This is a genomic window from Streptomyces sp. NPDC086777 (assembly GCF_040702065.1).
Classification (GTDB): domain Bacteria; phylum Actinomycetota; class Actinomycetes; order Streptomycetales; family Streptomycetaceae; genus Streptomyces.
In genome coordinates this window covers 41,924-66,741 of the sequence record NZ_JBFBJI010000047.1, presented here as the reverse complement: position 1 = coordinate 66,741, position 24,818 = coordinate 41,924, and the positions used below count along the sequence as shown (strand labels likewise).

Sequence of the window (24,818 nt, the reverse complement as noted above, 5' to 3'; positions counted from 1 at the left end):
CGCTGTAGGCCAGGCGGCTGTGGTCGTCGACGGCGGAGTGGACGTAGTCGAAGCCCATGGAGCTGCGGGTGGCGCGGCCGGCCTGGCGGCCCAGCACCTTGTGGCCGCCGCCGTCGGGGATCCGGCCGAGCTTCTTGACGTCCACGTGGACCAGTTCGCCGGGGTGGTCGCGTTCGTAGCGGCGGATGACCTGGCCGGTGGGCCGGTCCAGGGAGGCCAGACGGTTCAGGCCGTGCCGGGTGAGGATGCGGTGCACGGTGGAGGTGGGCAGGCCCAGGACGGGGCCGATGCGTGCCGGGCCGAGTTTGCGGTCCTGTCGCAGCCTGCAGACGTGCGCCTCGGTGGCGGCTGCGGTCCGGTGCGGTGTCCTGCGGGGGCGGCTGGAACGGTCGATGAGTCCGCTCTCGCCCTCGAACCGCCAGCGCCGGATCCACTTGTGGGCTGTGGGACGGGAGATGCCCATCTCGGCGGCGACATGGGCGACGGGACGGCCGGAGCGGACACGCTCGATGAGCAGGCGCCTGCCGTGAACGGTCAGCCGGGCATTACGGTGGGACACGAAGGCCTCCGTGCGGTGAAGATTCGACACCTCCACCACACACGGGGGCCTTCGCCACGATCAAGTCCGACCCGCGTTAACAACGCTCGTGACCCCGGACGGCCCACCGGTCACGGCCTCGCTGTTGTTCGTCAACGCCCGGAACCAGTCTCTCCACCGGTTCCGGTTCAACCGGTCCGTATGGCGTCCGGCGCTGATTTCTGCCGGCATACCCCTCGGCCGCGAGAACGGCATGCACGCCCTCCGCCACTTCTACGCCTCCGTGCTCCTGGACGCGGGGGAGAGTATCAAGGCCCTGAGCGAGTACCTCGGACACCACGACCCGAGCTTCACGCTCCGGACGTACACCCACCTGATGCCGAACAGCGAGGCGCGCACCCGGGCCGCCGTCGACCGGGTGTTCCGGGACCCGGAGAGCACCGAAGACGGCCCCGGTACGGCCCACGGGGCAAGTTGACCCCTTGACCTGCGTCGCAATCAGAACAGCCACAACTGACGACCGGCACCCGCGAAACACCCTGTCCGGGCCGCCCTCGGGCGCCCCGGACAGGGTGTTTCGCTGCGGCGGGGACCGCAGCCTTCGACGGTCCTGAGTCATGGTGGGTCCTGTCCTCATGCGCTGACCTCATCGGTTTCCGAGACACCGAGGGCGTGGAGGCGCTCGCGTGGCCCGGACGCAGTACCGTGATATGTACGCAAGCGCCGTGCGCTCCGCGTCCGTTGGGCAACAGCAGGGGGCACCATTGGCCGACGAGCCGTCTTCCGCGATCCGTACCAGCGACCATGTTCTGCGTCTCGCCGCCGTCCAGTTGGCCTATGTGCCCAACGTACGCAGGTTTCAGGGTAATTATTGGCTGCCCGACGAACCGCTGCTCGGACTTACGCTCGGGTCGGCCGACAAGGACGGGGAGATTGCCCTCGCGGGACTCGACCTCAGCGAAGAGGCCGAGTCCAGGACCGATGACGCCCTGGACGCCGCACGGCGCGAACGACTGCGTTCGACCGAGCTCAAGATCAAGCAGATACTCGAGTTCTGCGTGGCGCATCATGTCGACCTCGTCGTCTTCCCCGAGTGCTCGGTCCCCGCGGAACTGGTGCCCGTGCTCGTCGGGTACCGCAACCGGCTGGGTATCTACGCCGGCATCGGGCATCTGCGCGCTGCGGATGCGAGCACTCTCGTGCAACACGGCTTCCCCGAGGCCGAGGATGCCGTCGAGTGCAACGCCGCTGTCTTCGTGAGCCAGGACGAACTGTCCCTGGTCACCAAGCAGGACCCCGCACACGGTGAGAACATCGTCCGTGGCAACGGCCCCAAACGGGTGAAAATTACCAAAGGCGATCGCTCCTACGAGCTGGGACTCGCCATCTGCATGGACTACGTCAACCTCCGGCGGGACTTCGATGGCGGGGAGAGACCGCCGGACGTGGTGCTGGTCACTGCGCTGTCCAAGCCCACCGATGACTTCCTCAAGCTCCCGCGCAACTTCGCCACCGTGTTCGCGAACCATGCCGAACGCGGCGGCAGCGCCGTTCTCGCACCGGATGTGGCCGGACTCTTCGTGAGCCGCGCGCTGGGTACCGAGCCCCTCCCCGCGGGCGAAGCCATCGTCTCCGCCGACTTCGCGGGCTTCGCCACCCGGCCCAGTTCGACCAAGCCCCCGCAGAACCGCATCCATCTGCGGGCCGCCTTGCTCTACGAGGACGACGGCACCGACACCTCCGGGACGGCGGGCGCACTGGCACGTCCGATGCTGACGTGGTCCCTGGACCAGTACGCCGACGGCCGGTACACGGGGTTCCTGGCTGCCGCCGAGAAGAGTCTCGTCGAAGCGAACCCGGTCCTGCTCGCGGCGGTCAAGACGCTTCGGAGAGGGCAGAAAAGCCGGCAGCTGCTGGGCGCCCCGGACTTCGTCACCCTGAAGACGCATCTCGTTCTCACCCAGGTGCAGTCGGAACCCGAACTCCGCTATGCGGCCCTGAACAAGCTCCACGAGCACTGGCATCCCCTGCTGGAGGACCCTACCGTCGACGGGCTCGGCGAACTGATCGACACCGTCAACCGCGCGCGCCGAAAACTCGGTCCGCTGATCCGCCTCAGGTACCAGCGCATCACGCCGTCGGCTCCGGCACCGGACGATGGCAGCGCCCCGAAGGAGTTCACGCTCTTCTACTCGGCACGCCTCGGTCAGTACAGCGGAGAGAGCGCGGTCCGCAGTCTGCCGCGCCAACTCGGCGTGCTGCGCACGCTCTCCCTGGTCGACGACGCCAGCGTCCGGCTGCTGTACCGCGTTATCACGGTCCGCCAGACCAGCGGGAACATGGCGCCGTTCTTCGATGTCCTGGCACTCACCGAGAGCAGCGACCCGGCAGTCGCGGAGGATCTGGCCGAAGGCATCGGCCAGCAGCTCGGGGTGGCCTTCAGCGGAGGCTGGGACCTCTCCCCGACGGCTGGCCAGGCCGCTCTGGAGACGCCGTTCCTGGTGGAGCTACGCCCCAGGGATGCGACCGTACCCCCGGTCCAGGAGGACTGGGGCGGCCTCATCGACTATCTGCGCGCCCTCAAGCCGCAGGTCACCGTGCAGATGACCTGCCGCCGTCTGCCTGAGGGGGAGCCGTCGGCCGAGCGGGCCACCGTGTGGCGAGAGGAGGCCGGACTCTTCGGCGACGAGGAACGGGACGCGGCGGCCTTCTTCATCCGTGCCGGCCAGGAATCCGCGGACATGCGCAACCTCGGTCTCCAGATCCATGTCGCCTCCGACGAACGGCTCGGCGACTCGGTGTTGCGCAGCATCGGACTGTGGCTGTTCCGGGGGGTGCCGTTCGACATCGTCTCGGACGGGTCGGCGCTCGACACGCTGGCGCCCGGAGGCCCGGCACCACAGGGCGCCGTCCAGCTGAGTCCCGCCGAGACGCTGCGCGTCTTCCACCCCCCGTACGGCAGGATCGAGGGGCGCGGGCTGCTGCACCGGCGTCCTCGGTCCCTCTCCCTGCCGAGCATCACGCTTCCCATCGACGGCATCAGTCTGGGCACCGCGCACCTGGCTCACGGCCGCGAGGACCAGCGCGTGGAGGTGCGCCTGGACGCGAAGGCCAGGCTGCGCCACACCTACGTCGTGGGCCGCACGGGGTCAGGTAAGACGAACATGCTCAAGCACATGGCCCGGCAGGACATCCAGGCCGACAGATCAGTGGTCGTCATCGACCCGCACGGCGACCTGGTCGACTATCTGCTGGGTCACACCGCAGGCCGGGAGGAAGAGGTGCTTCTGCTGGACCTCGGGGATCCCGAGTTCCTGCCGGTACTCAACCCGCTTGATCTCGACGTGCGCGGTAAGGCGGAAACGGAACTCGCCATCGAGGAGTTCATCCGCCTGCTGGTGCGGCAGTCCTATCACGAGTTCTACGGGCCGCGCTTCGAGGAGATCGTGCGGCTGGCCCTCGAGTCCATCACCCATGACGACTACCCGTTCAAGCCTCCCGGCGTGATCGACCTCGTCCGCGTGCTGCGCAGCAGCGAGAGGCGTCGCTGGATCAGGGACCTGCTCACCGACTCGGACCTGAAGGAACGCTGGGAGATATTCGAGCAGCAGCGGAACGACCAGATCGCCGAGGTGCTGCACTGGGTGTTGTCCAAGTTCAGCGAGTTGCAGCAGGACGGAGCCCTGGGGAAGGTACTGGCGGGGGGCACCTCGACCGTCTCCATCGAGGGCGTGATCAGCCGCGGCGGAATCCTGCTGGTCAAGCTCCCCGAGTGGGAGATGAGCAGGTCGGCCGCCGCGCTGCTGGGCACCTTCGTCCAGGAACGGGTCCGCAAAGCCGTGTACGCCCGATGGCGGCGGTTCGGCGACAAGGCGGACCCCGTCTACATGTACGTCGACGAGTTCCAGGCCTTCGCCGTTACGGGCTTCGACGAGTTGGTCGCGGAAGCCAGGAAGTTCGGCCTGAGTCTTGTGCTCGCCCACCAGAACCTGCACCAGCTCAACGCGTTCTCCCGGTTCACCGGGTCCACCTCCGACAACGTACTGTCGGCGATCCTCGGAAACGTCGCCAACCGCATCGTGTTCGGGGTCTCGAATCGAGACGCGAAGCAGCTGGCCGAGGAGCTCGACGTGTCGGCCGACATCCTGCGCACCCCTGGGAACCACCGGGGCGTCGCTCAGATGCTGTACTCGGGCGAGTCTCACACGTTCACCCTCCAACCGCCCGGCGCCGACTCCGACCTTGGTCTGCCTGCGGCCCGGGACAGCGTGCGCGCCCGCATGATCGAACAAGGACTGTGGCGCTCCCGGAACGAACTTCGGGCCGACGACGAGGAACGGGAGAGCCGCACCCAGGCGGCGGTACGCAACTACCTGGACCGCACGCGGCGACGTCCGCCGACCCGGGGAGACCGCGCATGGTCCGCCAGCACACCAGCGTCCTCGAGTTTCGTGGACGAGTGGCTCGCGACGCGGCAGGACGCCCGTTCCGGTATCCAGGAGTCCGGTACCGACGGCAGCGCTCACAGGCGGGAACTTCTCCGCGTGGCGGCGGTCCTTCGCGCTCCGCTGCTACGTGCGGCCTCCGCCCAGCGAGCAGTGGTGCGACGCCGTCGGGAGCCGTCTTCGAGGCGGGCGCCGGACGGACCGGACGGGAAGTCGGACCCTGGAGCCCCGGCCGCGGGCGAACCTGACGCCCGGACGAGCCGACAGCACCTTGTGGAGGACTTGGTCCTGACCCACCTGTCCGACGACGACCTCGCTTCCTTCGACCGTGCCTACCAGGGCACACTGGAACTGCGCGTGGGTACCGCGCTGACCGACCAGCTCAGTGACGACCAGGTGGACGAGTTCGAGACCATCTTCGAGGGTCCCGACCGCGACGCGATGGGCCTGGCCTGGCTCTCGACGCACCTGCCCCATTTCAGGACCGTGGTGAGCCGTGAGAGGGCCGCGCTCCTCTGGGAGACCCGTATCGCGTTGCACAGGATTCGCGAGGGCGCCGACCCTGCAGGGTGACGAGAGCCCGCCGGGACGAACGAGGCCCAGGGCCCCCGACGCCCGGCAGGCCTTCTCAGGTCCGTTGCTGCAGGCTCTGCGCGAAGCGCTCGGCGAAGGGATACGGCCGAAATCCGCGTTGCTGCTCGACATGGTCGATGTAGGGTACGGCCGCCGCCATCGCGCCTGAATAGGAGCGGCCCATGCTGCGGGCGACCATGTCCGTGTCCACGTACCGGCCCTCGCAGGCGATGGCTATGGAGTTCATCACGGCGAGGGCGTGCCCGATGCGACTGGCCACGTCCTCGGACAGTGCCGCGATCTCGTGACTCTCCCGCCCTGCGACCGTCCGATGCAGCAGACGCCGTCCCGCGCGCACCTCCGCATCCAGGTAGCGCTCCTGCACCTCGAAGAACGCGCGCAGCCTGTCCGCTCTGGAGGTACGTCTGAAGCTCCAGACCGTAAGGCAGACGGCGACGACGGGTGAACTCAGAGCCACCCACAGTTCGGCAGACATCGATGCGCCCCCTCCGGCCCCGGCCGCCCGTCCCGGGCCGCCTCGCCCTCGAGCCCTCTACCCCGCCGGCCACGCACCGAACCGGTCTGCAGCCCCGTACCAAACGCCTTGGGAAGGCGAGAACGGGTGTCCACAAGTCCCTCGCCGGCCGGGACATCGGCAAGGACGGCGGCGACCAGTTCCATACCCCTGCCGCTGGTGACCATCGGCAGCGACAGGACCGTTCCGCTCAGCGTTCCGCAAGGGGGAAGGTGCCGCCGACCGGGGGACACCGGTCTTCGCCGAGCGGCGCCCGTCAGCCCGCCCCGAGCTCCGCGTACACCGTCCGCAGGCCGTCGGCCGCGTCGCGGGCGGCGGGACGCAGCGGTGCGCGTACCGGGCCCGCCGGCAGGCCGAGTTCGGCGAGCAGTGCCTTCGCCGTGACCGTGCCCGGCAGGCGCGCGGCCGTCATCGCCTCGATCAACGGCATGGCCCGCAGCTGGAGGTCGGTCGCGCGGGCCGTGTCGCCCGCGTCGAACGCGTCCAGGATCGCGGCCACCCGGGACGGGACGACGTTGGCCACCGTGCTCACGCAGCCGGCCGCGCCCACCGCGTACAGCGCGAGGATGTGCTCGTCGCAGCCCGCGTAGTACGCCAGGTCCGTGCGCGCCAGCACCTTCTGGATGCCGAGGAAGTCGTACGAGCAGTCCTTCACGGCCACGATCCGGGGGTGTGCGGCGAGCCGGACCAGTGTCTCCGGCTCGATCCGGGTGCCGGTGCGGCCCGGGATGTCGTACAGCATCACCGGCAGCCCGCTCGCCTCGGCCACCTCGCGGAAGTGCGCCTCCAGAGCGTCCTGCGGGGGCCTGCTGTAGTACGGCGACACCACCAGGACCCCGTCCGCGCCCGCCTTCTCGGCCGCCAGCGTGAGTTCGACGGTGTGCCGGGTGTCCGCGGTGCCCACGCCCGCCACCAGCGGGACCCGCTCGCCCACCGCCGCCCGGACGGCCGCGATCAGCTCCGCCTTCTCCGCGTCCGTCGTGGTCGGCGACTCGCCGGTGGTGCCGTTCAGCACCAGACCGTCGCAGCCCTCCGCCACCAGGCGCGCGGCCAGCCGCCGGGCGCCGTCGAGGTCGAGCGCGCCCGCTTCGGTGAAGGGGGTGACCATCGCGCAGAGCGTGCGGCCGAAGGGGCGGGGCGAACGGGCGGTGTCGCGTGGGTTCGTCATGTGGGTAGTCTCGGCAAAGCGACAGCGTAGCTCTACTTAAATTTTCTACTTGATATGTTTTAGGAGAGCTAAGATGTCGGCCTTGCGGCTGCCTGAGGCCCTGTGTCCAACTCGACCCCTCATGGGCCACTATGGGTCGGACGGTCACCGACGGCACGTCATGGGTCATGGGAGGCACCATGAAGCTGGGCAAGGCACTGGCCACCGGGTTCGCCGAGGAGCGGCCGCTCGTCAGCGACGACGTACCCGAGGTTCCCGAACTTTCCGAAGAGGTCCACGAGGCCCGGGTCGCTTCCGCGTCCGAAGAGGCTCCGGCCGCCCGATGAGGCCGTGGCTCCCGGCGGAACGGCCGACGGAGCCGCCGGCCGGCTACAAGATCGCCCACCCGATGCTGTCCCAGGACGGTGCGCGGGCCGGGTTCACCGGGGTGTCGCTGGGCGGCGCGCTGCCGTACGGGGTGCTGGACGACGCGTCCTGTGTCTACGGCCGACGGCACCGCCCGCCCGCGCGGCTGTGCGACTGCGGCTTCCATTGCGTGCACGAACGCGAGGTCGCCGAGGCCCTGTTGTGCACCGCCGAGCACCGGTCCGCGGTGCTGCTCGAAGTCTCCGTCCTCGGCGCCTACATCCGTTTCGAGCGCGGTTTCCGCTACGCCCGGCAGCGGGTGCGGACCGCGACCGTCGGGCCCTGTGCCTGCGGTGCGCCGGCCGTCGCGCTCGCCGACTCGGGCTGGGGCAGGCCCGGTTGGCGGGGTCTCGCGGCCGCCTGCGCGGGCTGCGTACGCGCGCGTGCGTCCGTCTCGCTCGCCGGGTTCGCCCGGCGGGCGGGGCAGGGGCTGCGGGTGATCGCCGGGGGCGCGGGGGCCGCCGGCGGCCCGGTGACGGCGGGGGAGGGTCTCGGGGTGCCCGAACTGGTCGCGGAGGCAGCTCTGCTGCAGGCCCGCCTCGACTGGTTCCAGAGCCAGCTGGCCCGGCTCGGCGAACAGGGGGAACAGGCCTGAAGGCGGCCGGACCGGGTACTCGGAAGGTCCGCAAGCAGTGCGGACGCCGACGAGACCAGGAGGGGCAGCACCGATGACGAAGAGGACCGTACGCGCAACGGGGGCCCGACTGACCGGCACCGCCGGTGCGTTGGCGGCCAAGGCCGACCTCAAGGGCCGTACCCAGGCCCGCGCCGCCGACCTCAGGGACCGGGCCGGCGCGCTGGGCGTGCAGCTGCGCGAGGGAGCGGCCAAGGCCGGTCAGCAGGCCCAGGGCCGGGCGATGAAGGGCGGCCACACGGCGCAGGAGCAGGTGGCCAAGGCGCGCCACACGTTCCAGGAGCACGCGCTGCGCACCGGGCACGCCGTGCAGGAGCGGGCCGGGCACGCCGGGCACCGGGCGACGGAGCGGGCGGCCGAGGCGGGGCACGCCGTCGAGGGCCGGGTCGCGCAGCCCGCGCGGATGGCCGTCCGGGCCCTCGTCCGGCTCCCCAGGCCGGTGCTGGCCGCGGGCGCCGCCGTCGCCGTCGCCGTGACGGTGGGCGCACTGCGCCGGGCCCGCCGCACCTGACGCCCGCCGGGGCCGCCGTCCCGGAGACTCGCCGGGGCTCCGCTCCACCGTCCCACCGAAAACTCCACCTGTGTGGACAAAAAAAGTTTTCGGTGAGACGGTGGAGCCATGCTGGACGTCACCGTGATCGAGGACCCCGAGGCAGCGGTCGTTTCGCTGGACCCCGTACGGGCCAGGCTGCTCGCCGAACTGGCCGACGCGCCCGCGTCGGCCGCGATGCTGGCCGGCCGGGTCGGACTGCCCCGGCAGAAGGTGAACTACCACCTGAAGACGCTGGAGCGGCACGGCCTGGTCGAACTGGCCGGCGAGCGGCGCAAGGGCAACGTCACCGAGCGGCTGATGCGTGCGACCGCCGCGTCGTACGTCATCTCGCCGGCCGCGCTGCCCGCCGTGCAGCCGGACCCGGACCGCTTCCGCGACCAGCTCTCCGCGCGCTGGCTGCTCGCGCTCGGCGCGCGCCTGGTGCGCGATGTCGGCATGCTGATCAGCGGGGCCGCCAAGGCCCGCAAGCGGCTGGCGACCTACGCGCTGGACGGCGAGGTCCGCTTCGCCTCCGCCGCCGACCGCGCGGCCTTCGTGCAGGAGCTGACGGCGGGCGTGAGCGCGCTCATCCGCAAGTACGACGCACCCGACGCGGAGGCCGGCCGGGACCACCGGATCGTGGTCGCCGTCCATCCCACGGTGAAGGACCGGCCCACCCCCGAGCTGGAACAGTAGGCGGCAGGAGCCCCATCATGTCCAAGGAATTCGAGATCGCCCGCGAGTTCGAGGTCGACGCCACCCCCGCGGAGGTGTGGGAGGCGATCACCCACGGCACCGGCGGCTATCTGTGGCCGATGCAGCCGCCCGAGCCCCGGGTGGGCGGCACGGCGGCCTTCGGCTCCACGGTGACCGCCTACGACCCGCCGCACCGCCTGGTCACCCGCAGCGAGGACGTCGGTTTCCCGACGCAGAGCGCCAACCAGCTGGAGCACGTCATCGAGGAGCGCGACGGCGGCCGCCGCGCCTGGGTGCGCTACGTGCACAGCGGGATCTTCACCGACGACTGGGACAACCAGTACGACGGCGCGCGCCGGCACACCGACTTCTACCTGCACACCCTGCGCGAGTACCTCACCCACTTCGCGCCCCGCCCGGTGAGCTTCGCCCAGCTGAACGGGCCGGAGGCGTCCCACGCCCCGGACGCCTTCGTCGCCGTGGGCCGTGCCCTCGGCCTGCCGGACGACCTGGCCGCGGGCGCGAAGGCGAGCGTCCACGGGCCCGGCGGCCGGGCCCTGGAGGCGGTGGTCGACTACCGCGACCCGTACTTCCTCGGGCTGCGCACCGAGGACGCCCTGATCCGGTTCTTCGGGCGCAACCACTGGGGTGCCCCGGTCGGCATCAGCGTCCACGACTTCGCGCCGGACGCCGACGCCGAGGCCAACGAGACCGCCTGGCAGGACTGGCTGAACGGGGTGTTCGGCCAGTCCTGAGCCGCGGCCGGCGGGCTACGGGCGGAAGCGCAGCACCTGCGGGTCGTGGTCGCTGATCTGGTCGTGGAACTCCGAGTTGATGTGCACGCTGTCGTACTCGAAGTCGCCCTTGCCGCGGATCTGCTTGCTGATCAGGATCTGGTCCAGGACCTGCTCGTTGCCCTGGTAGTCGTAGGTGTAGCGCTCCTTCGTCGGCAGCGACCGGATCGCCGACCAGAGCGCGCCGTGGCTCTCCAGGATCTTGGCGGTGCCGGAGAAGTCGAAGTCGTTCATGTCACCGAGCGCGATCACCTCGGCGTCCTTCTGGACGTCGAGGATGCTCCGGACGAACGCGTTGACCAGCGTCGCCTGCGCGTGGCGCTGGGTCTCCGAGCTGCGCACCACCGGCTGGTACTGCGAGGTCAGCCCCTGGTCGCCGCCCTTGGAGTTGAGGTGGTTGGCGATCACGAAGACGGTCCTGCCGCGGAAGACGAACTCGCCGGCGAGCGGCTTGCGGCTGGCCGTCCAGGCGGAGTCCGCGGGGGCGACGCGGCCGGGGGAGGCCGTCAGCTGGGCCTTGCCGTGCACCTTGGTGACGCCCACCGCGGTGGTGGAGTCGCCGCCCGCGCGGTCGACGAAGGAGACCCGCTCCGGGTTGAACAGGAAGACCTGGCGGATGTTGCCGCCGGGCTCGCCGCCGTCCTGGTCGTTGACCGGGTCGATGGAACGCCACTGGTACGTCGGGCCGCCGGCCGCGACGATCGCGTCGATCAGCTTGTTCACCGTCACGTCGGCGGCGACCGTGCCGTCGTCCGTCGCGCCGTTGTCGTCCTGGATCTCCTCCAGGGACACGATGTCGGGCGACCGGAGGTTGTTCACGATCGCGGCCGCGTGCGCGGCGAAGGTGCCGTCCGAGGGGTCGAGGTTCTCGACGTTGTAGGTCGCCACCGCCAGCTGGCCGGGCGACTGCTTCTTCGTCGTCTCGCGCTGCAGGCCACCGCTCTTCAGGGTGCCCAGCGAACTTGCGACGAGGGTGTAGCCGCCGAACTGGTTGTAGTCCAGCGGGCCGGTCGTGGCGCCGGTCAGGGTGTCGCCGACGTTCGCCGCCGGGAAGTCGGCGGTCGGGCCGAGGGACTGGATCTGCAGGCGGCCGGTGTTCTGGTCGCGGTAGGAGCGGTAGAGCGAGCCGCCGCGGTCGGTGCGGTTCTCGTGCGGCTTCACGGTGACCCACAGCTCGGCGTACGGGTCGGTGGCGGTGACCACGCGGGCGTCCTCGACCTGGACGTTCATGCCCTCCAGGGACTCGTAGTAGTCCAGGGCGTACTTCTCCGGCTGCAGGGTCAGGCCGTTGATCGAGTTGCTCGCGGCCGTGTCACCCGTGGGGGTGTACGCGCTCGGCACCGACTTCTTGTCGATCACGACGGGTGCCGGGACCGCGTTGCCGGTGGAGACGGTGGTGACCGTCGGCTTGGTGATCTCGGTCAGCGACTGGTTGCCGGTGGTGGCGCCGCCCGGGACGTACTCGGAGACCGTGCCGGTGACCGTGACGGAGTCGCCGACCGCGACCTTCGGGACGGAGCTGGTGAAGACGAAGACGCCCTCGCTGGTGGCCGGGTTGTCGTCCGGCGTGGGGTCCTGGATCCAGAAGCCTCTGGAGGAGCCGTAGGTGCGCGTGCCCGTGACGATGCCGGGGACGTCCGTCACCTTCTGGCCGGCGTACGGCGAGGTGCGCGTGGTGCCCTGGACGTCGTGGATGCGCAGTCCGTCGGCCTGGGCGGGCGAGGTGAGGGCGACGGTGGACGCCGCGCTGCAGACGGCGGCGACGGTGAGCGCGGCGAGACGCGCGGAAGACCTGCTCGGCAAGGGAATCCCTCCGGGGACATACGGAAGCGCCGGGACGAGGGCGTTTTATGGAGCGTTCATGACATGTCCATGAGCGCTGTATGACATGTATATGACACACGAAGACGTCGAGTGAACAGTTGTCCCCTCGTTTTCTACGCGCGTCAATCTCCAGCCTGGCCACGGCAGTTGTCAAGGTTTCAGCCAGGCGCGAGGCCGGGCGGGGAGATGAACCGGTCGGCATGGGTGGAAATCCGTCTAGGCTGAGCGGCTGAGCCGTACGGCGTCCAGGTGGTCGTACGGCCGTCGATACGGTGTCCATGTCGCCGTACGACCGTTGAGGCGTCCGAGGAGAACCAGCCGATGTCTGACAGCGCCCCCCTGCCCCCGGTGCGGTTGCGTTCCGAAGCGGAGCTGGCGCACGCCGCGCTGTCCACGCCGCTGCTCACCCGGGCCGCCCGGCTCGCCCGCTGGGCCGGGCCCGACACCCGCGTGGACGCGGGCGGCGAACTGGTCGAGGAGCAGCTCCCGGCCGCCGCCGAGGCGCTCGGGCTCACCGGCGAGGACGCCGTCGCCCACGCCGGTGAGGCCTGGCGGGTCGCCGTGGACGCGGGACTGGTCGAGATCGCCGACGAGGAGGCCGGGACGGTGGCGGCGGGGGAGGAGCTGGCGCTGCTCACCGGGGGCTCGCCGCACGACGTCCTCGCGGTGTGGCAGGCCGCGCTGGAGACCGTCATCGCCGACGCGAGCGTGCCCGACCTGGACGGAATTGTCGGCGCGCTCGACGAGGGCGGCGAGGTCGATTTCTCGTCACTCGGCTGGGACCCCGAGGCGGAGGCGGACTTCCTCGACGGCGTCCTCGGCAACCTGTACCTGCTGACCGTGAGCGAGGGCGGTCCCGGCGAGGCACCGGTGCCGCTGCCCGCGCTCGCCGCGTCGATGATCGTGCCCAGCGACATGGGGGAGCCGACCAACGACGTCCTCGAACAGGTCTCCGACGCGATGATGCGGCTCGACGACCAGTTCCGGCTGCTCGAACCGGTCGGACTCGTCGAGTACCAGCCGGTGGACGAGGCGCTGATGGCCGACGCGGAGGAGGAACCGGCGGCGGGGCCGGTCGACGACGCCGACGTCTCCCGGTACGGCATGGTGCGGCTCACCCCGCTCGGCGCGTACGGGCTGCGGGCGCGGCTGCTGGAGGCCGGCTTCCAGGCGCCGGCGGTCGGGGAGCTCGCCGACAAGGGCGCGGACGCGCTGCTCGACGGTACGGCGACGTTTCCGCAGGGGGCCGCGCAGGCCGAGACGGAGCAGTGGCTGGCCCGCCGGGAATCCCTCGCGGCGGCCCGCGAGCTGCTGGCCGCCGCGCGGGGGGCGGACGCGGGTGCCCCGCTGCGGCGGCTGCGCTGCCAGCAGGCGCTGTCCCTGCTCGGCGCCGAGGCCGAGCCCGCCCTCCGTGAGGTCCTCGACGACCCCGAGCTGGGCGGCCTCGCGAGGGTCTGGCTGGCCGAACGCGGCGCCGCCGACGTGCCGGCGCCCTCCCAGGACCTGATCTTCTGGCTCACCATCGACACGGTGGCCGCGCAGCTGGCCGCCGAAGGGAACTCCGAGGAACTCCAGGCGCTGGTGGAGGGCCTGGCCCGGCAGCACAGCGGCTTCTTCGCCGAGGCGTGGCGGGTCGGCCACCCCGACACGGCCGACGTCCTGGAGGCGATGGGCCGTCTCCACCCCGACAAGAAGGTGGCCAAGGAGGCCCGCAAGGCGGCGTTCAAGGCACGGTCGCAGCACGGGGGGTAGGGGCCGGCGGGGCGGGGGTGCGTGGAGGTCGGGCACCGTCGGCCGCGCGGTGTCCGGCTGAGCGCCGTCGCGGCGGGCCATGAGGATGCGGCGGGGCGCGGTGTTGTGGTGCGTGCCGGTGCGACGGGGCGCTGGGGGGCGGGCACCGCGGGGCAGCGCCGCCTGGGCCGAGCGCCGTTGCGGCCGGAAAGAAGGTCGGCCCGGGAAGGGACGTCGTAACCCTCTGCGGGGTGTTCTTGGGGCGGCCTGTGGGTTGGCGTGGGGCGGGGATTGCGGATTCATGGAAGAGACGTCCGCGATGTCGCCCCGTGTTCAACCGGCCTTCAGGGGTGGGCGGGAGCGCGTGCGCCGAGTTGAGGTTCGCCACCCTCCACGGCACTCCGACCGGCACAGGAGACACCATGTCGCTCACCCGCAGGGACTTCGCCGCGAGATCCGCGATCACCGGTGCCGGTGTCGCGCTGGCCGGCAGCGTCGGCGCGCTCGCCACCGCTCCGAACGCCCTCGCCGCCACCGAGGCCGGTGCGGCCGAGGCGGCGCACGGGCACGGCCACGGGCACGGCGGCGTCGGCTACGGGCCGCTGCTCCCCGACCCCGACGGCATCCTCGCGCTCCCCGCCGGCTTCAAGTACCGCGTCATCACGTACCGCGGCAGGACCAGGCTGGGTCGGGCGAGTTCACCCCCTCCCACCACGACGGCACGTCCGCCTTCGACGGCTCGCGCGGCGCCACCCTCCTCGTCAACAACCACGAACCGGCCGGCCCGCGCGCCGACTGGGAGTGCCCGGTCCCGCTCACCGAGGGCCTCGTCTACGACCCGGCCGCGGCCGGTGGCTGCACCGTCGTCGAGGTCCGCCCCGGCGGACCCGTCGCCGAGTGGGTCGGCATCGCCGGCACCGCCACCAACTGCGCGGGCGGCAAAGCCCCGTGGGGTACCTGGCTCACCTGCGAGGAGACCGAGGACAAGGCCGGCACCGACGGCTTCACCAAGGACCACGGCTACGTCTTCGAGGTCGACCCCGAGGACCGCCGGGCCGACCGGGACCCCAAGCCGGTCAAGGCACTGGGCCGCTACGCCCACGAGGCCGTCGTCGACGCCGAGCGCGGCCACCTCTACCTGACCGAGGACGCCTCCAACGCGAACGGCCCCGGGCCCTGGAAGCGCCGGCAGCGCGGCTGGTTAATTCACTCGCTCGGCCCGCGGAACGCCTCCTAGAGTTGTGCATGTCCAGGTGCGAAGGCAGGACCTACTTCCACTCATAATGGGGCGGCCGCGGGTTCGAGTCCCGCCACCGGTACAACGCGCCGGTGTAGCTCAGGGGTTAGAGCACCTACGTCGGTTCCGCCGACTTCGATCTCTGGACATCGAAAACTTCATGCACCTCCCGGTGCGTGTGCTTGATCTCGGGAGGCGCAGCTCATGGTGGGTGTCCGGTGCGCAGGCAGCGGTTACTTCAGGTTCTGGTCCCCGAAAGGGGGTGCGGGTTCGATTCCCGTCATCGGCCTGCGGCCGGTGTGGCGAAATGGCAGACGCGCCAGTTTACGGTCCGTCGCCGATCCCTGAACTCGGACACCCTCCTTCTGCTGCGCCTCCTCCGAAACTCCAATGAATTCGGGGGGAATTCACCATGGCGCGATTCAACACCAAGGCGGCCCGGGCCCAGCCGATTTCCCGGGTCACCTCCACGGGACGCGTGCTCCGTACCTTCCAGGGCGGGCTCGGCCGGGAGCGGGACGCGCGGTCTGAGCTCTTCCTGCTCGCCGTCGCCAACTTCGTCTCGCAGCAGACCTTCTACGAGTCCGGCGCGGCCCGCGACGACCGGTTCACGGGGCTCCTGCGCGAGCTCGCCGTCACCGACCCGGCCTGGACGGCCGGTCTGCTCGGCTGGCTGCGCGGCGAGGGCAACATGCGGACCGCCTCGATCGTGGGTGCCGCCGAGTACGTGCACGCCCGCCTGGCCGTGGGGGCCACCGGCGGCCCCTCGAACCGTCAGGTCGTCGCCTCCGTGCTCCAGCGGCCCGACGAGCCCGGCGAACTGCTCGGCTACTGGACGGCGACGTACGGCCGTGCCGTTCCCAAGCCCGTCAAGCGCGGGATCGCCGACGCCGTACGACGCCTGTACCACGGCAGGTCGCTGCTCAAGTACGACACCGCGTCCAAGGGGTACCGCTTCGGCGACATCCTCAACCTGGTGCACGCGGCGCCGGACCCGGACAAGCCGTGGCAGGGCGAGCTGTTCCGGTACGCGCTGGACCGCCGGCACAACCCGGACACCGCCGTTCCGCCCGCGTCGAGCCCGGTGCTCGGCGCGCACCGGGAGCTGATGGCGCTGCCCGTCGCCCGGCGGCGCGCCGTCGTCACCGGGCCCGGCGGCGCCGAGCGGCTCGCGGCGTCCGGTCTCACCTGGGAGGCACTGGCCGGCTGGCTCCAGGGCCCGATGGACAGGGCCGCGTGGGAGGCGGTCATCCCGTCCATGGGGACCATGGCACTCGTCCGCAACCTCCGGAACTTCGACGAGGCCGGCGTCCGTGACGAGGTCGCGGCCACCGTCGCGGCCCGGATCGGCGACCCGGCGGAGGTGGCGCGGTCGCGGCAGTTCCCGTTCCGGTACCTCGCCGCGTACCAGCACGCGCCGTCGCTGCGCTGGTCGTACCCGCTGGAGCAGGCGCTCGGCCACTCGCTGGCCAATGTGCCCGCGCTGCCGGGGCGGACGCTGGTGCTCGTCGACCGCTCGGGCTCGATGTTCTACTCGCGCCTGTCCGACCGCTCGGAGCTCAACCGGGCCGACGCGGCGGCGATCTTCGGTACGGCGCTCGCGCTGCGGGCGGCGGAAGCGGACCTCGTCGAGTTCGGTACGACGAGCCGGCGGCTGACGTTCGGCAGGGGCGAGTCGGTGCTGAAGGTCCTGGGCCGCTTCGGCGACCTGGGCGGCACCGACACCACCTCGGCGATCCGCTCCCACTACCGGGGACAGGACCGGGTGCTGATCGTCACCGACGAGCAGTACGCGTTCAGCCGGCACGGCGACCCGACCCACCAGGTCCCGGCGCACATCCCGGTCTACACCTGGAACCTGGCCGGCTACCGGGTGGGCCACGGACCGACCGGCACGGGCAACCGCCACACCTTCGGCGGCCTCTCGGACGCGGCTTTCCGGATGGTGCCGTTGCTGGAGGCGGCCCGGGACGCCGCCTGGCCGTGGGAGACGGCGGCCTGAGGGCCGCCTTCCGAACGTGACCCGCACCTTCACGGGGGGTGCGGGTCACACCCCTGCCCGCCGCCCCCTTGCCCTCGCCGGTCACTGATATCTAACATTTCAGTTCATGGAGGCCCTGCGACCCGTCACCCGCACCCTGCTCCGCGACCGCGCCTGTGCCGCGATCCGGGACGCCATCGTCGCCGGTGAGATCGAACCGGGCGCGGTGGTGCGCGACGCCGAACTCGCCGAGCGGCTCGGGCTGTCCCGGGCGCCCGTGCGGGAGGCGTTCGCGCGCCTCGTCGACGAGGGGCTCCTGGAGAGCAAGCCGCAGAGCTACACCCGGGTCACTCCGGTGGTGGCCGCCGACGTACGGGACGCGGCGGCCGTGGTCGGCGCCATGCACGAACTGGTCACCCGGGCCGCCGTACCCCGGCTGCGGGACACCGACCTGGAACTGATGCGGGTGTCCAACGTCCGGTTCGCCGCCGCCGTACACGCCGGTGACGTGGACGGGGCCCTGCGCGCCGACGACGAACTGCACGACGTACTGGTCCGGGTGGCCGGCAATCGCGCGGCCGCCGCCACCGTCGCCCGCTACACCCCGCTCATCCGCCGTCTGGAACGCCGCCGCTTCGGCGAGGGCGGCTCCTGCCGCTCGGCCGGACTGCACGAGAGGCTGATCGAGGCCTGTGCCGCCGGTGACACGGAGGCGGCGGTCCGCGTCACGGCGGACATCTGGCGCGGCCTCGCAGACCCGGTCGCCCCCGACTGACCCCAGGAGCTCCCATGTCCCTGTCCTCCTACGACCGTTACCCCCTCCTCTTCGGCCCCTCGCCCGTGCACCCCCTGGAGCGCCTGACCGCCCGTCTCGGCGGTGCCGCGCTGTGGGCCAAGCGGGAGGACTGCAACTCCGGGATCGCGTACGGCGGGAACAAGACGCGCAAGCTGGAGTACCTGGTCGCGGACGCGCTCGCCAAGGGCTGCGACACCCTCGTCTCCATCGGCGGGGTGCAGTCCAACCACACCCGCCAGGTCGCCGCCGTCGCCGCCCGCGCCGGGCTCGGGTGCGTGCTGGTGCAGGAGAGCTGGGTGGAGTGGCCGGACCCGGTGTACGACAAGGTCGGCAACATCCTGATCAGCAGGCTGGCAGGCGCCGACGTCCGCCTGGTCCGCGCCGGGTTCGGCATCGGCTTCAAGGAGAGCTGGGAGCTGGCGCTGCGCGAGGTCGAGGAGTCCGGCGGCAAGCCGTACGCCATCCCGGCCGGCGCCTCCGACCACCCGCTCGGCGGCCTCGGCTTCGCCGGCTGGGCGTACGAGGTCGCCGAGCAGGAGGAACGGCTGGGCGTCTTCTTCGACACGGTGGTCGTCTGCTCGGTGACCGGGTCCACGCAGGCCGGGATGGTCGCGGGGTTCGCCGCGCTGGCGGAGGCGGGCGGCCGGGCGCGCCGGATCATCGGCATCGACGCCTCGGCGAAGCCGGCCGAGACCCGTGTACAGGTGGCGCGCATCGCCCACCGGACCGGGCAACTGATCGGAGTGAAGCGGGAACTGACCGTCGACGACGTCGAGTTGGACGAGCGCTACCACGCGGGCGTCTACGGCATCCCGGACGACGCCACCCTGGAGGCGATGCGCCTGGCCGCCCGCACGGAGGGGATGGTGACGGACCCGGTGTACGAGGGCAAGTCGATGGCGGGGCTGATCGACCTGGTCGAACGCCGTGAGATCGGCGCCGACTCCACCGTGCTCTACGCCCACCTGGGAGGGCAGCCGGCGCTGAACGCGTACAGTGCGCTCTTCTAGGAGATCGCTTCCAGGGCTGTTCCGGCAGCGGGCGAGCGAGAGCCCTACGTGGCGAGGAACGACAGCAGAGCGGCGTTCACCTCTTCGGCGTGCGTCCACAGCAGGCCGTGCGGGGCGCCCTCGATCTCCACGTACTCGGCCGACGGCAGCAGCGCGTGGAACGGACGCCCGGTCGCGTCGATCGGCAGGATCCGGTCGCCGGTGCCGTGCAGGATCAGCGCCGGGACGTCGACCTTCGCCACATCGGCGCGGAAGTCGGTCATCCACGTCGCCACGCAGGCCACGGACGCGTGGGCGGAGGCGCCGGCCGCGACGTTCCAGCTGTTGCGGACGGCCTCCTCGCTGATCCGGCTGCCCAGCGTTTCGTCGAGGTTGTAGAAGTCCTGGTAGAACGCGGTGAAGTAGGCGTACCGGTCCTTGCCGACCGCGTCCAGGATGCCCTCGAAGACCGCCTGGTCCTCGCCGCGCCCGGGTCAGAGCGCCTCCGCCCCCGGCTTCACCATGTTCCGTACCGTCCGGGCCTTCACGAACGAGCCCATCGCCGTCATGTCCCACTCGCCGGTGAACTGGCGGATCAGCTTCGCCATCATCACGCCCGTCTGCGCCTCGGCGTTGGTGAGGTCGAAACGGACCAGCTCCTCGCCGGTCGCGGCGTCCAGCAGACGGCAGTACGCCTTGGCGACCTCGGTGAACTTCTGGCCGGAGAACGAGTTGACGGTGAAGACCAGGCCGGTGACCTCCGGGGGGATCCGGCCGAGGTCCACCGCGATCACCTCGTCGTCACCGCCTCCCTCACCGGTGAGGTTGTCACCGGAGTGCTTGATCGCGCCGCCCAGGATGGACAGCTTGCCGAAGTAGCAGCTGTCGACATGGTCGCGCTGCGGGCCGTACGCGATGACCGACGCGTCCAGGTCGATGTCCTTGCCGCGGAACGCCGGCTCCCAGCCCAGGCCCATCTTGACCTGGGAGAGCAGCGGGCGGCCGTCCTTGACCAGGGACACGGTCTGGTTCTTCTGGAGGCTGACCCGGCCCTTGTCGAGGTTGATCTTCCCGGCGCCGGGGGCCGGCGTCGCGGGCGGGGCGGGCGGGGCGGGCGGTGCCGGGGGAGCGGCGGGCGTGACGGGCGCGGCGGGCTGGGCCGCGGGGGCCGGCGCCGGGGTCGGTTCCTCCACCGTCACACCGAAGTCGGTGGCGATGCCGGCCAGTCCGTCGGCGTACCCCTGGCCGACCGCACGGGCCTTCCACGCGCCGCCCCGCAGGTAGATCTCCACGACCACCAGGGCGGTCTCCGTGCCCAGCTGCGGCGGCGTGAAGGTGGCCAGCACCGAGCCGTCGTCCGCGTTGCGGATGGTGGCCGTCGGCTCGATGCCCTGGAAGGTCTGGCCCGCGGCGTCGGGGCTCGCGGTGACGACGATCTTCTCGATGCCGGGCGGCACGGCCGCCGTGTCGACGGTGATCGCGTCCGGGGCCGTACCGCCGCCGGAGCGGTACGTCACACCCGGGCCGCCGGGCTGGTTGTAGAAGATGAAGTCGTCGTCGGAGCGCACCTTGCCGTCGCCCGTGAGCAGCAGGCCCGACACGTCGAGCCGCACGGGGGCGGCGACGTCCACCGCCACCCGGGAGACCGGAAGAGGGATGTTCGAGCCAGGGGTCATAGCTGTCATGCCTGGTGAACGAACGACCCCGCTTTACCGTTCCCTTAAACTTCTCGGGCACCACAACGTCTACGGCACCACAACGATCTTCCGTCCCACGCCCGCCGCGAACTGTTCCAGCGCCTGCGGGTAGCTGTCGAGGGGCAGCCGGTCGCTGATGAAGACCTCCGGGTCCAGGACCCCGTTCGCGAACAGCTCCGCCGCCCGCTCGTAGCTGTGCAGCACGGCCATGGAGCCGGTGATGGTGATCTCCTGGTTGTAGATGCGGTACGGGTCGATCGTCACCCGGGCCGCGTAGTCGGCGACGCCGAACTGCAGGAACGTCCCGGCCTTGGCGACCCGGCCCAGGCCGTCCTGGATCGCGGCCGCGTTCCCGGTCGCGTCGATCACCACCTCCCAGCCCCGCGGCCGGTCCAGCTCGTCCGCGTTCGCGGCGGCCGCCGAGACGCCCAGCCGGCGGGCGGTCTCCAGGCGGGCCGGGTTCAGGTCGACCACGTCGACGCTCGCCGCGCCGGTCCGCTTGGCCAGCTCCAGCATCATCAGGCCCATGGTTCCGGAGCCGTAGATGAGCACGTGCGCGCCCAGGCGGGAGTTGAGGATGTCGTAGCCGCGCACCGCGCACGACAGCGGCTCGACCAGGGCCGCGTCCTGGGTGCGGACGTGCTCGGGGAGCTTCACGCAGTTGGCGACGGGGGCGACGGCGTACTGCGCGGCACCGCCGGGTACCGTCACACCGATCGCGGCCCACCGCTCGCACAGGTTGTTGTGGCCGTCGCGGCAGTAGCGGCACTCGTGGCAGTACAGGGACGGGTCGACCGCGACCCGGTCGCCGACCGCCACCTCGGTGACCTGGGCGCCGACGCCGACCACCTCGCCGGCGAACTCGTGGCCCGGCACGATCGGCAGCTTGGGCGCGAACTCGCCCTGGAGGATGTGCAGGTCGGTGCCGCACAGCCCGCAGGCGGCCACCTCGACGACGACGTCGCGGGGCCCCGGCGTGGGGTCCGGGACCTCGGTGACGACGGCACGGCCCACGGACTCGATGACGGCGGCCTTCATTTCACGGCTCCCAACGACAGGCCCTGGACCAGTTTGTCCTGGGCGGTGAACCCCGCGGCGAGCACCGGCAGGGAGACGACGAGCGACGCGGCGCACACCTTCGCCAGGAACAGGCCCTGGCTGGTGATGAAGCCGGTCAGGAAGACGGGGGCGGTCTCGGCGACCACGCCCGTCAGCACGCGCGCGAAGAGCAGTTCGTTCCAGCTGAAGATGAAGCAGATCAGCGCGGTGGCGGCGACGCCCGGGAGGGAGATGGGGGCGACCACGCGCGCGAGGATCGTCGGCAGCCGGGCCCCGTCCACCCGTGCGGCCTCGATGACCTCGACCGGGACCTCGGCGAGGAAGGACTGCATCATCCACACCGCGATCGGGAGGTTCATGGAGGTGTAGAGGATGACCAGGAGCCAGATGTTGTCGAGCATCCCGGCGTTCTTCGCGAAGAGGTAGATCGGCAGCAGGCCCGCCACGGCCGGCAGCATCTTCGTGGAGAGGAAGAAGAACAGGACGTCCGTCCACTTCCTGACCCGCCGGATCGACAGCGCGTACGCCGCCGGGAAGGCCAGCAGCAGGACGAAGAGCGTCGAGAACACCGACGCCATCGCCGAGTTGATCAGTGCGGGCCACGGGCTCGCGCCACCGCCGACGCCGAAGAACTCGCGGTAGCTGTCCAGGGTGAGGGCGGCGGTGAAGGACGGCGGGTTGGTCGCCGCGTCCGACTCGGAGTGGAAGGACGTCAGCGCCATCCAGGCGATCGGCAGGAAGAACACGATCCCGGTCAGCCACGCGACCAGCCCGAGTCCGCCTCGCCGTACGGCGTTCAGGGCGGTGTTCATGCGCGCGCCACCTCCTCGCGGAACAGCGACGACACCACACGCAGGGCGAAGGTCGCGATGATGATCGAGCCGATGACCACCACGACGCCGGCGGCCGAGGCGAGGCCGTTCTCGTGGGCCTGGTAGAAGCTCTGGTAGACGGTGTAGGGGAGGTTGGCGGTGCCCAGGCCGCCGGAGGTGATCGTGAAGACCGCGTCGAAGTTCTGCACGATGTAGATCGAGCCCAGCAGGCCGCCGAGTTCGAGGTAGCGGCGCAGATGCGGGAGGGTCAGGTAGCGGAAGATCTGCCAGTCGCTCGCGCCGTCCACCCGGGCCGCCTCCAGCTGCTGCTGGTCGCGGCTCTGCAGTCCGGCCAGCAGGATCAGCATCATGAACGGCGTCCACTGCCACACCAGCGCGGCTTCGACCGCGAGCAGCGGATTGTCCGAGATCCAGTCCGGCTGGGGGCCGCCGACGTAGTGCAGCAGGCCGTTGAGCAGGCCGTACTCGGGGTTGTAGAGGACGTGCTTCCACAGCAGTGCGGCCGCGACCGGGACGATCAGGAACGGCGCGATCATCAGGGTGCGGACCGCACCGCGGCCCCGGAACCTGCGGTTCAGCAGCAGCGCCACCACCAGGCCCAGGACCAGGCTGGCCAGCACCACGGTGACCGTCAGCAGGACCGTCGTCCACACCGAATGGCGCAGGTCCGGGTCGGTCAGGACCTGGCGGTAGTTGTCGAAGCCGGTGAAGTGGCGGTCCTTCGGGTAGAGCGCGTTCCAGTCGAAGAACGAGATCACCACGGTCGCCACGAACGGCAGCTGGGTCACCACGATCATGAAGACCAGCGCGGGCAGCAGCGGGGCCCGGGTGGCCCAGGCCCGCAGACGGTCGGACGGGAGCCGGGGCGCCGGCCGCGCGGAGGCGGCGGCGACCCGGGGGGAGACGGTGGCGGTCATGATCCCTCGTACTTCTTGCCGACGGCCTCGGCGAGCTTCTGGGCCTTCTTCAGCGCATCGGCCACGGACTGCTGCCCGGCGACGGCGGAGCTGATCTCCTGGGAGACCTTGGTACCCAGGTCGGTGAACTCGGGGATGTCGACGAACTGGATGCCGGGCGCGGGCCGCGGCTGCACGCCCGGGTCGTTGGGCTTGGCACCGGCGATGGCGTCCCGGGTGACGTCCGCGAAGGCAGCAGCCTCCTTGCGGTACTGCGGGATGTCGTACGTCGAGGTGCGCTTGCCGGCCGGCACGTTGGCCCAGCCCGCCTTCTCGCCGACGAGCTTCTCGTAGTCCTTGCTCGACGCCCACGAGATGAACTTCCAGGCGTCGTCGGGGTTCTTGGAGGCCTTCTGGATGCCCCACGCCCAGGTGTAGAGCCAGCCGGAGCTGTCCGTCCTGTCGACCGGCGCCGGGACGTAGCCCATCTTGCCCTTCACCGGGGAGCCGGTGGCCTCCAGCGAACCCGCGCCGGAGGTGGCGTCGTACCACATCGCGGTCTTGCCCTGGGTCGTGTCGTTCAGGCACTCGGCGAAGCCGGACTGCGCGGCGCCTGCCTCACCGTGCTGCCGGACCAGGTCGACGTAGAACTGCGTGGCCTTCTTGAACTCCGGGGCGTCCAGCCGCGCCTTCCAGTCCTTGTCGAACCAGGTGCCGCCCATGGTGTTGACGACCGTGGTCAGCGGCGCCAGCATCTCGCCCCAGCCGGGCAGCCCGCGCAGACAGATGCCCTTCATCCCGGGCTCCGCGCCGTCCGCCTTGGCGGCCAGGTCGGCGACCTGCTGCCAGGTGGGGTGGGCCGGCATGGTCAGCCCCTTCTTCTGGAAGACGTCCTTGCGGTACATCAGGAAGGACGACTCGCCGTAGAAGGGCTCGCCGTAGAGCTTGCCGTCCGCCGCGGTGAGGGCCTGCTGCATCGGCTTGAGGATGTCCTGCTGGTCGAAGGCGGTGTCCTTTTTGACGTACGAGTCGATCGGCTCCAGCCAGCCGTTCTTGGCGTAGATCGGGATCTCGTAGTTGGAGAGGGTGGCGACGTCGTACTGGCCGGCCTGGTTGGCGAAGTCCTGGCTGATCTTGTCGCGGACGTCGTTCTCCGGCAGCACGGTGAAGTTCACCTTGATCCCGGTGTCCTTGGTGAAGTTGTCCTTGGTGAGCTTCTGCAGCTCCACCATCTGCGGGTTGTTCACCATCAGGACGTTGATGGAGTGGGCGGAGGAACCGCCGCCGGCGCCGGCGCCCGAGCAGCCGGCGAGCAGCGAGGTGGTCAGCGTTCCTGCGGCGGCCACCGCAAACAGGGTGCGAGGCGTTCGTCGGCTCTGGGTTCGCATGGGGTGCTCCTGGAGAACTGATGGGTGGATCTGAAGAACATATGGGTACATAAGGGGCGCGCCTGGG

At 70.9% G+C, this 24,818-nt stretch carries 19 protein-coding genes and 3 pseudogenes; 12 read left to right on the top strand and 10 right to left on the bottom strand.

Features of this window, described 5'->3' with window-relative positions; genetic code table 11:
- Positions 1-559 (bottom strand): leucine zipper domain-containing protein (locus AB0472_RS40060; RefSeq protein WP_366364288.1); only part of this gene is annotated, 559 nt, incomplete at its 3' end.
- 91 nt (positions 560-650) lie between these two features.
- On the opposite strand from AB0472_RS40060, the pseudogene AB0472_RS40055 reads away from it, so the two are divergent.
- Both AB0472_RS40055 and AB0472_RS40050 read left to right on the top strand, forming a co-directional pair.
- Positions 651-1,016: pseudogene (locus AB0472_RS40055) on the top strand (tyrosine-type recombinase/integrase); the annotation flags it as partial.
- A gap of 286 nt (positions 1,017-1,302) precedes the next feature.
- Complete coding sequence (locus AB0472_RS40050) at positions 1,303-5,556, top strand: DUF5663 domain-containing protein (protein ID WP_366364287.1); 4,254 nt, start codon at positions 1,303-1,305, stop codon at positions 5,554-5,556.
- Positions 5,557-5,611: 55 nt separating this feature from the next.
- Here AB0472_RS40050 and AB0472_RS40045 read toward each other — a convergent pair whose 3' ends face one another.
- Positions 5,612-6,052 (bottom strand): hypothetical protein, encoded by a 441-nt coding sequence (locus tag AB0472_RS40045; protein WP_366364286.1) that lies wholly within the window; start codon positions 6,050-6,052, stop codon positions 5,612-5,614.
- Positions 6,053-6,347: 295 nt separating this feature from the next.
- Positions 6,348-7,259 carry a 4-hydroxy-tetrahydrodipicolinate synthase gene (gene dapA, locus AB0472_RS40040; protein ID WP_366364285.1) on the bottom strand — a complete coding sequence of 304 codons (912 nt, stop codon included), beginning with the start codon at positions 7,257-7,259 and terminating at the stop codon, positions 6,348-6,350.
- Between the two features lie 179 nt (positions 7,260-7,438).
- Here dapA and AB0472_RS40035 point away from each other — a divergent pair, with 179 nt between their 5' ends.
- The 5 genes from AB0472_RS40035 to AB0472_RS40015 all read left to right on the top strand — a co-directional run bounded on the left by AB0472_RS40035 (position 7,439) and on the right by AB0472_RS40015 (position 10,281).
- On the top strand, positions 7,439-7,585 hold the full coding sequence (locus AB0472_RS40035; RefSeq protein ID WP_366364284.1) for a hypothetical protein: 147 nt from the start codon (positions 7,439-7,441) through the stop codon (positions 7,583-7,585).
- On the top strand, positions 7,582-8,259 hold the full coding sequence (locus AB0472_RS40030) for a hypothetical protein (RefSeq protein ID WP_366364283.1): 678 nt from the start codon (positions 7,582-7,584) through the stop codon (positions 8,257-8,259). Before AB0472_RS40035 ends, AB0472_RS40030 begins: the two co-directional genes overlap by 4 nt.
- 73 nt (positions 8,260-8,332) lie before the next feature.
- Positions 8,333-8,809: a hypothetical protein gene (locus AB0472_RS40025; RefSeq protein ID WP_366364282.1), complete on the top strand. Its 477-nt coding sequence runs from the start codon at positions 8,333-8,335 to the stop codon at positions 8,807-8,809.
- A 108-nt stretch (positions 8,810-8,917) separates the two neighbouring features.
- Complete coding sequence (locus AB0472_RS40020) at positions 8,918-9,526, top strand: helix-turn-helix domain-containing protein (protein WP_366364281.1); 609 nt, start codon at positions 8,918-8,920, stop codon at positions 9,524-9,526.
- A 17-nt stretch (positions 9,527-9,543) separates the two neighbouring features.
- On the top strand, positions 9,544-10,281 hold the full coding sequence (locus tag AB0472_RS40015; protein ID WP_366364280.1) for an SRPBCC domain-containing protein: 738 nt from the start codon (positions 9,544-9,546) through the stop codon (positions 10,279-10,281).
- Between the two features lie 15 nt (positions 10,282-10,296).
- Here AB0472_RS40015 and AB0472_RS40010 read toward each other — a convergent pair whose 3' ends face one another.
- On the bottom strand, positions 10,297-12,123 hold the full coding sequence (locus AB0472_RS40010; protein ID WP_366364279.1) for an endonuclease/exonuclease/phosphatase family protein: 1,827 nt from the start codon (positions 12,121-12,123) through the stop codon (positions 10,297-10,299).
- Positions 12,124-12,465: 342 nt separating this feature from the next.
- Here AB0472_RS40010 and AB0472_RS40005 point away from each other — a divergent pair, with 342 nt between their 5' ends.
- The 5 genes and pseudogenes from AB0472_RS40005 to AB0472_RS39985 all read left to right on the top strand — a co-directional run bounded on the left by AB0472_RS40005 (position 12,466) and on the right by AB0472_RS39985 (position 18,899).
- Positions 12,466-13,896 (top strand): hypothetical protein, encoded by a 1,431-nt coding sequence (locus tag AB0472_RS40005; protein WP_366364278.1) that lies wholly within the window; start codon positions 12,466-12,468, stop codon positions 13,894-13,896.
- A 401-nt stretch (positions 13,897-14,297) separates the two neighbouring features.
- Positions 14,298-15,031 (top strand): annotated as a pseudogene (locus AB0472_RS40000) (alkaline phosphatase PhoX); the annotation flags it as partial.
- A 493-nt stretch (positions 15,032-15,524) separates the two neighbouring features.
- Positions 15,525-17,114, top strand: coding sequence for a TROVE domain-containing protein (locus AB0472_RS39995; RefSeq protein ID WP_366364277.1), 1,590 nt, complete (start codon positions 15,525-15,527; stop codon positions 17,112-17,114).
- A 106-nt stretch (positions 17,115-17,220) separates the two neighbouring features.
- On the top strand, positions 17,221-17,868 hold the full coding sequence (locus AB0472_RS39990) for a GntR family transcriptional regulator (RefSeq protein ID WP_366364276.1): 648 nt from the start codon (positions 17,221-17,223) through the stop codon (positions 17,866-17,868).
- Positions 17,869-17,882: 14 nt separating this feature from the next.
- Complete coding sequence (locus tag AB0472_RS39985; RefSeq protein ID WP_366364275.1) at positions 17,883-18,899, top strand: 1-aminocyclopropane-1-carboxylate deaminase; 1,017 nt, start codon at positions 17,883-17,885, stop codon at positions 18,897-18,899.
- Positions 18,900-18,943: 44 nt separating this feature from the next.
- Here AB0472_RS39985 and AB0472_RS39980 read toward each other — a convergent pair.
- The 6 genes and pseudogenes from AB0472_RS39980 to AB0472_RS39955 all read right to left on the bottom strand — a co-directional run.
- Positions 18,944-19,345: pseudogene (locus AB0472_RS39980) on the bottom strand (alpha/beta hydrolase); the annotation flags it as partial.
- A 27-nt stretch (positions 19,346-19,372) separates the two neighbouring features.
- The gene (locus AB0472_RS39975) at positions 19,373-20,554 is read right to left on the bottom strand and encodes a TerD family protein (protein WP_366364290.1); all 1,182 of its coding nucleotides are present in this window, start codon (positions 20,552-20,554) and stop codon (positions 19,373-19,375) included.
- A gap of 69 nt (positions 20,555-20,623) precedes the next feature.
- Complete coding sequence (locus AB0472_RS39970; RefSeq protein ID WP_366364274.1) at positions 20,624-21,613, bottom strand: zinc-dependent alcohol dehydrogenase family protein; 990 nt, start codon at positions 21,611-21,613, stop codon at positions 20,624-20,626.
- On the bottom strand, positions 21,610-22,446 hold the full coding sequence (locus tag AB0472_RS39965; protein ID WP_366364273.1) for a carbohydrate ABC transporter permease: 837 nt from the start codon (positions 22,444-22,446) through the stop codon (positions 21,610-21,612). The genes AB0472_RS39970 and AB0472_RS39965 overlap by 4 nt, the downstream gene beginning before the upstream one ends.
- A complete protein-coding gene (locus AB0472_RS39960) occupies positions 22,443-23,384 on the bottom strand; it encodes a sugar ABC transporter permease (RefSeq protein WP_366364272.1) in 942 nt (313 codons plus the stop codon). Before AB0472_RS39960 ends, AB0472_RS39965 begins: the two co-directional genes overlap by 4 nt.
- A complete protein-coding gene (locus tag AB0472_RS39955; RefSeq protein ID WP_366364271.1) occupies positions 23,381-24,751 on the bottom strand; it encodes a sugar ABC transporter substrate-binding protein in 1,371 nt (456 codons plus the stop codon). Before AB0472_RS39955 ends, AB0472_RS39960 begins: the two co-directional genes overlap by 4 nt.
- Between the last annotated feature and the right edge of the window lie 67 nt (positions 24,752-24,818).

Excerpts from the sequence above, each read along its gene's own strand:
- AB0472_RS39995 (WP_366364277.1), top strand. The coding sequence starts at position 15,525 with ATGGCGCGATTCAACACCAAGGCGGCCCGGGCCCAGCCGATTTCCCGG.
- AB0472_RS40035 (WP_366364284.1), top strand. The coding sequence starts at position 7,439 with ATGAAGCTGGGCAAGGCACTGGCCACCGGGTTCGCCGAGGAGCGGCCG.
- AB0472_RS40005 (WP_366364278.1), top strand. The coding sequence starts at position 12,466 with ATGTCTGACAGCGCCCCCCTGCCCCCGGTGCGGTTGCGTTCCGAAGCG.
- dapA (WP_366364285.1), bottom strand. The coding sequence starts at position 7,259 with ATGACGAACCCACGCGACACCGCCCGTTCGCCCCGCCCCTTCGGCCGC.
- AB0472_RS40020 (WP_366364281.1), top strand. The coding sequence starts at position 8,918 with ATGCTGGACGTCACCGTGATCGAGGACCCCGAGGCAGCGGTCGTTTCG.
- AB0472_RS40025 (WP_366364282.1), top strand. The coding sequence starts at position 8,333 with ATGACGAAGAGGACCGTACGCGCAACGGGGGCCCGACTGACCGGCACC.
- AB0472_RS39990 (WP_366364276.1), top strand. The coding sequence starts at position 17,221 with ATGGAGGCCCTGCGACCCGTCACCCGCACCCTGCTCCGCGACCGCGCC.
- AB0472_RS39960 (WP_366364272.1), bottom strand. The coding sequence starts at position 23,384 with ATGACCGCCACCGTCTCCCCCCGGGTCGCCGCCGCCTCCGCGCGGCCG.
- AB0472_RS39965 (WP_366364273.1), bottom strand. The coding sequence starts at position 22,446 with ATGAACACCGCCCTGAACGCCGTACGGCGAGGCGGACTCGGGCTGGTC.
- AB0472_RS39955 (WP_366364271.1), bottom strand. The coding sequence starts at position 24,751 with ATGCGAACCCAGAGCCGACGAACGCCTCGCACCCTGTTTGCGGTGGCC.
- AB0472_RS39985 (WP_366364275.1), top strand. The coding sequence starts at position 17,883 with ATGTCCCTGTCCTCCTACGACCGTTACCCCCTCCTCTTCGGCCCCTCG.
- AB0472_RS40030 (WP_366364283.1), top strand. The coding sequence starts at position 7,582 with ATGAGGCCGTGGCTCCCGGCGGAACGGCCGACGGAGCCGCCGGCCGGC.
- AB0472_RS40015 (WP_366364280.1), top strand. The coding sequence starts at position 9,544 with ATGTCCAAGGAATTCGAGATCGCCCGCGAGTTCGAGGTCGACGCCACC.
- AB0472_RS39975 (WP_366364290.1), bottom strand. The coding sequence starts at position 20,554 with ATGACCCCTGGCTCGAACATCCCTCTTCCGGTCTCCCGGGTGGCGGTG.
- AB0472_RS39970 (WP_366364274.1), bottom strand. The coding sequence starts at position 21,613 with ATGAAGGCCGCCGTCATCGAGTCCGTGGGCCGTGCCGTCGTCACCGAG.
- AB0472_RS40045 (WP_366364286.1), bottom strand. The coding sequence starts at position 6,052 with ATGTCTGCCGAACTGTGGGTGGCTCTGAGTTCACCCGTCGTCGCCGTC.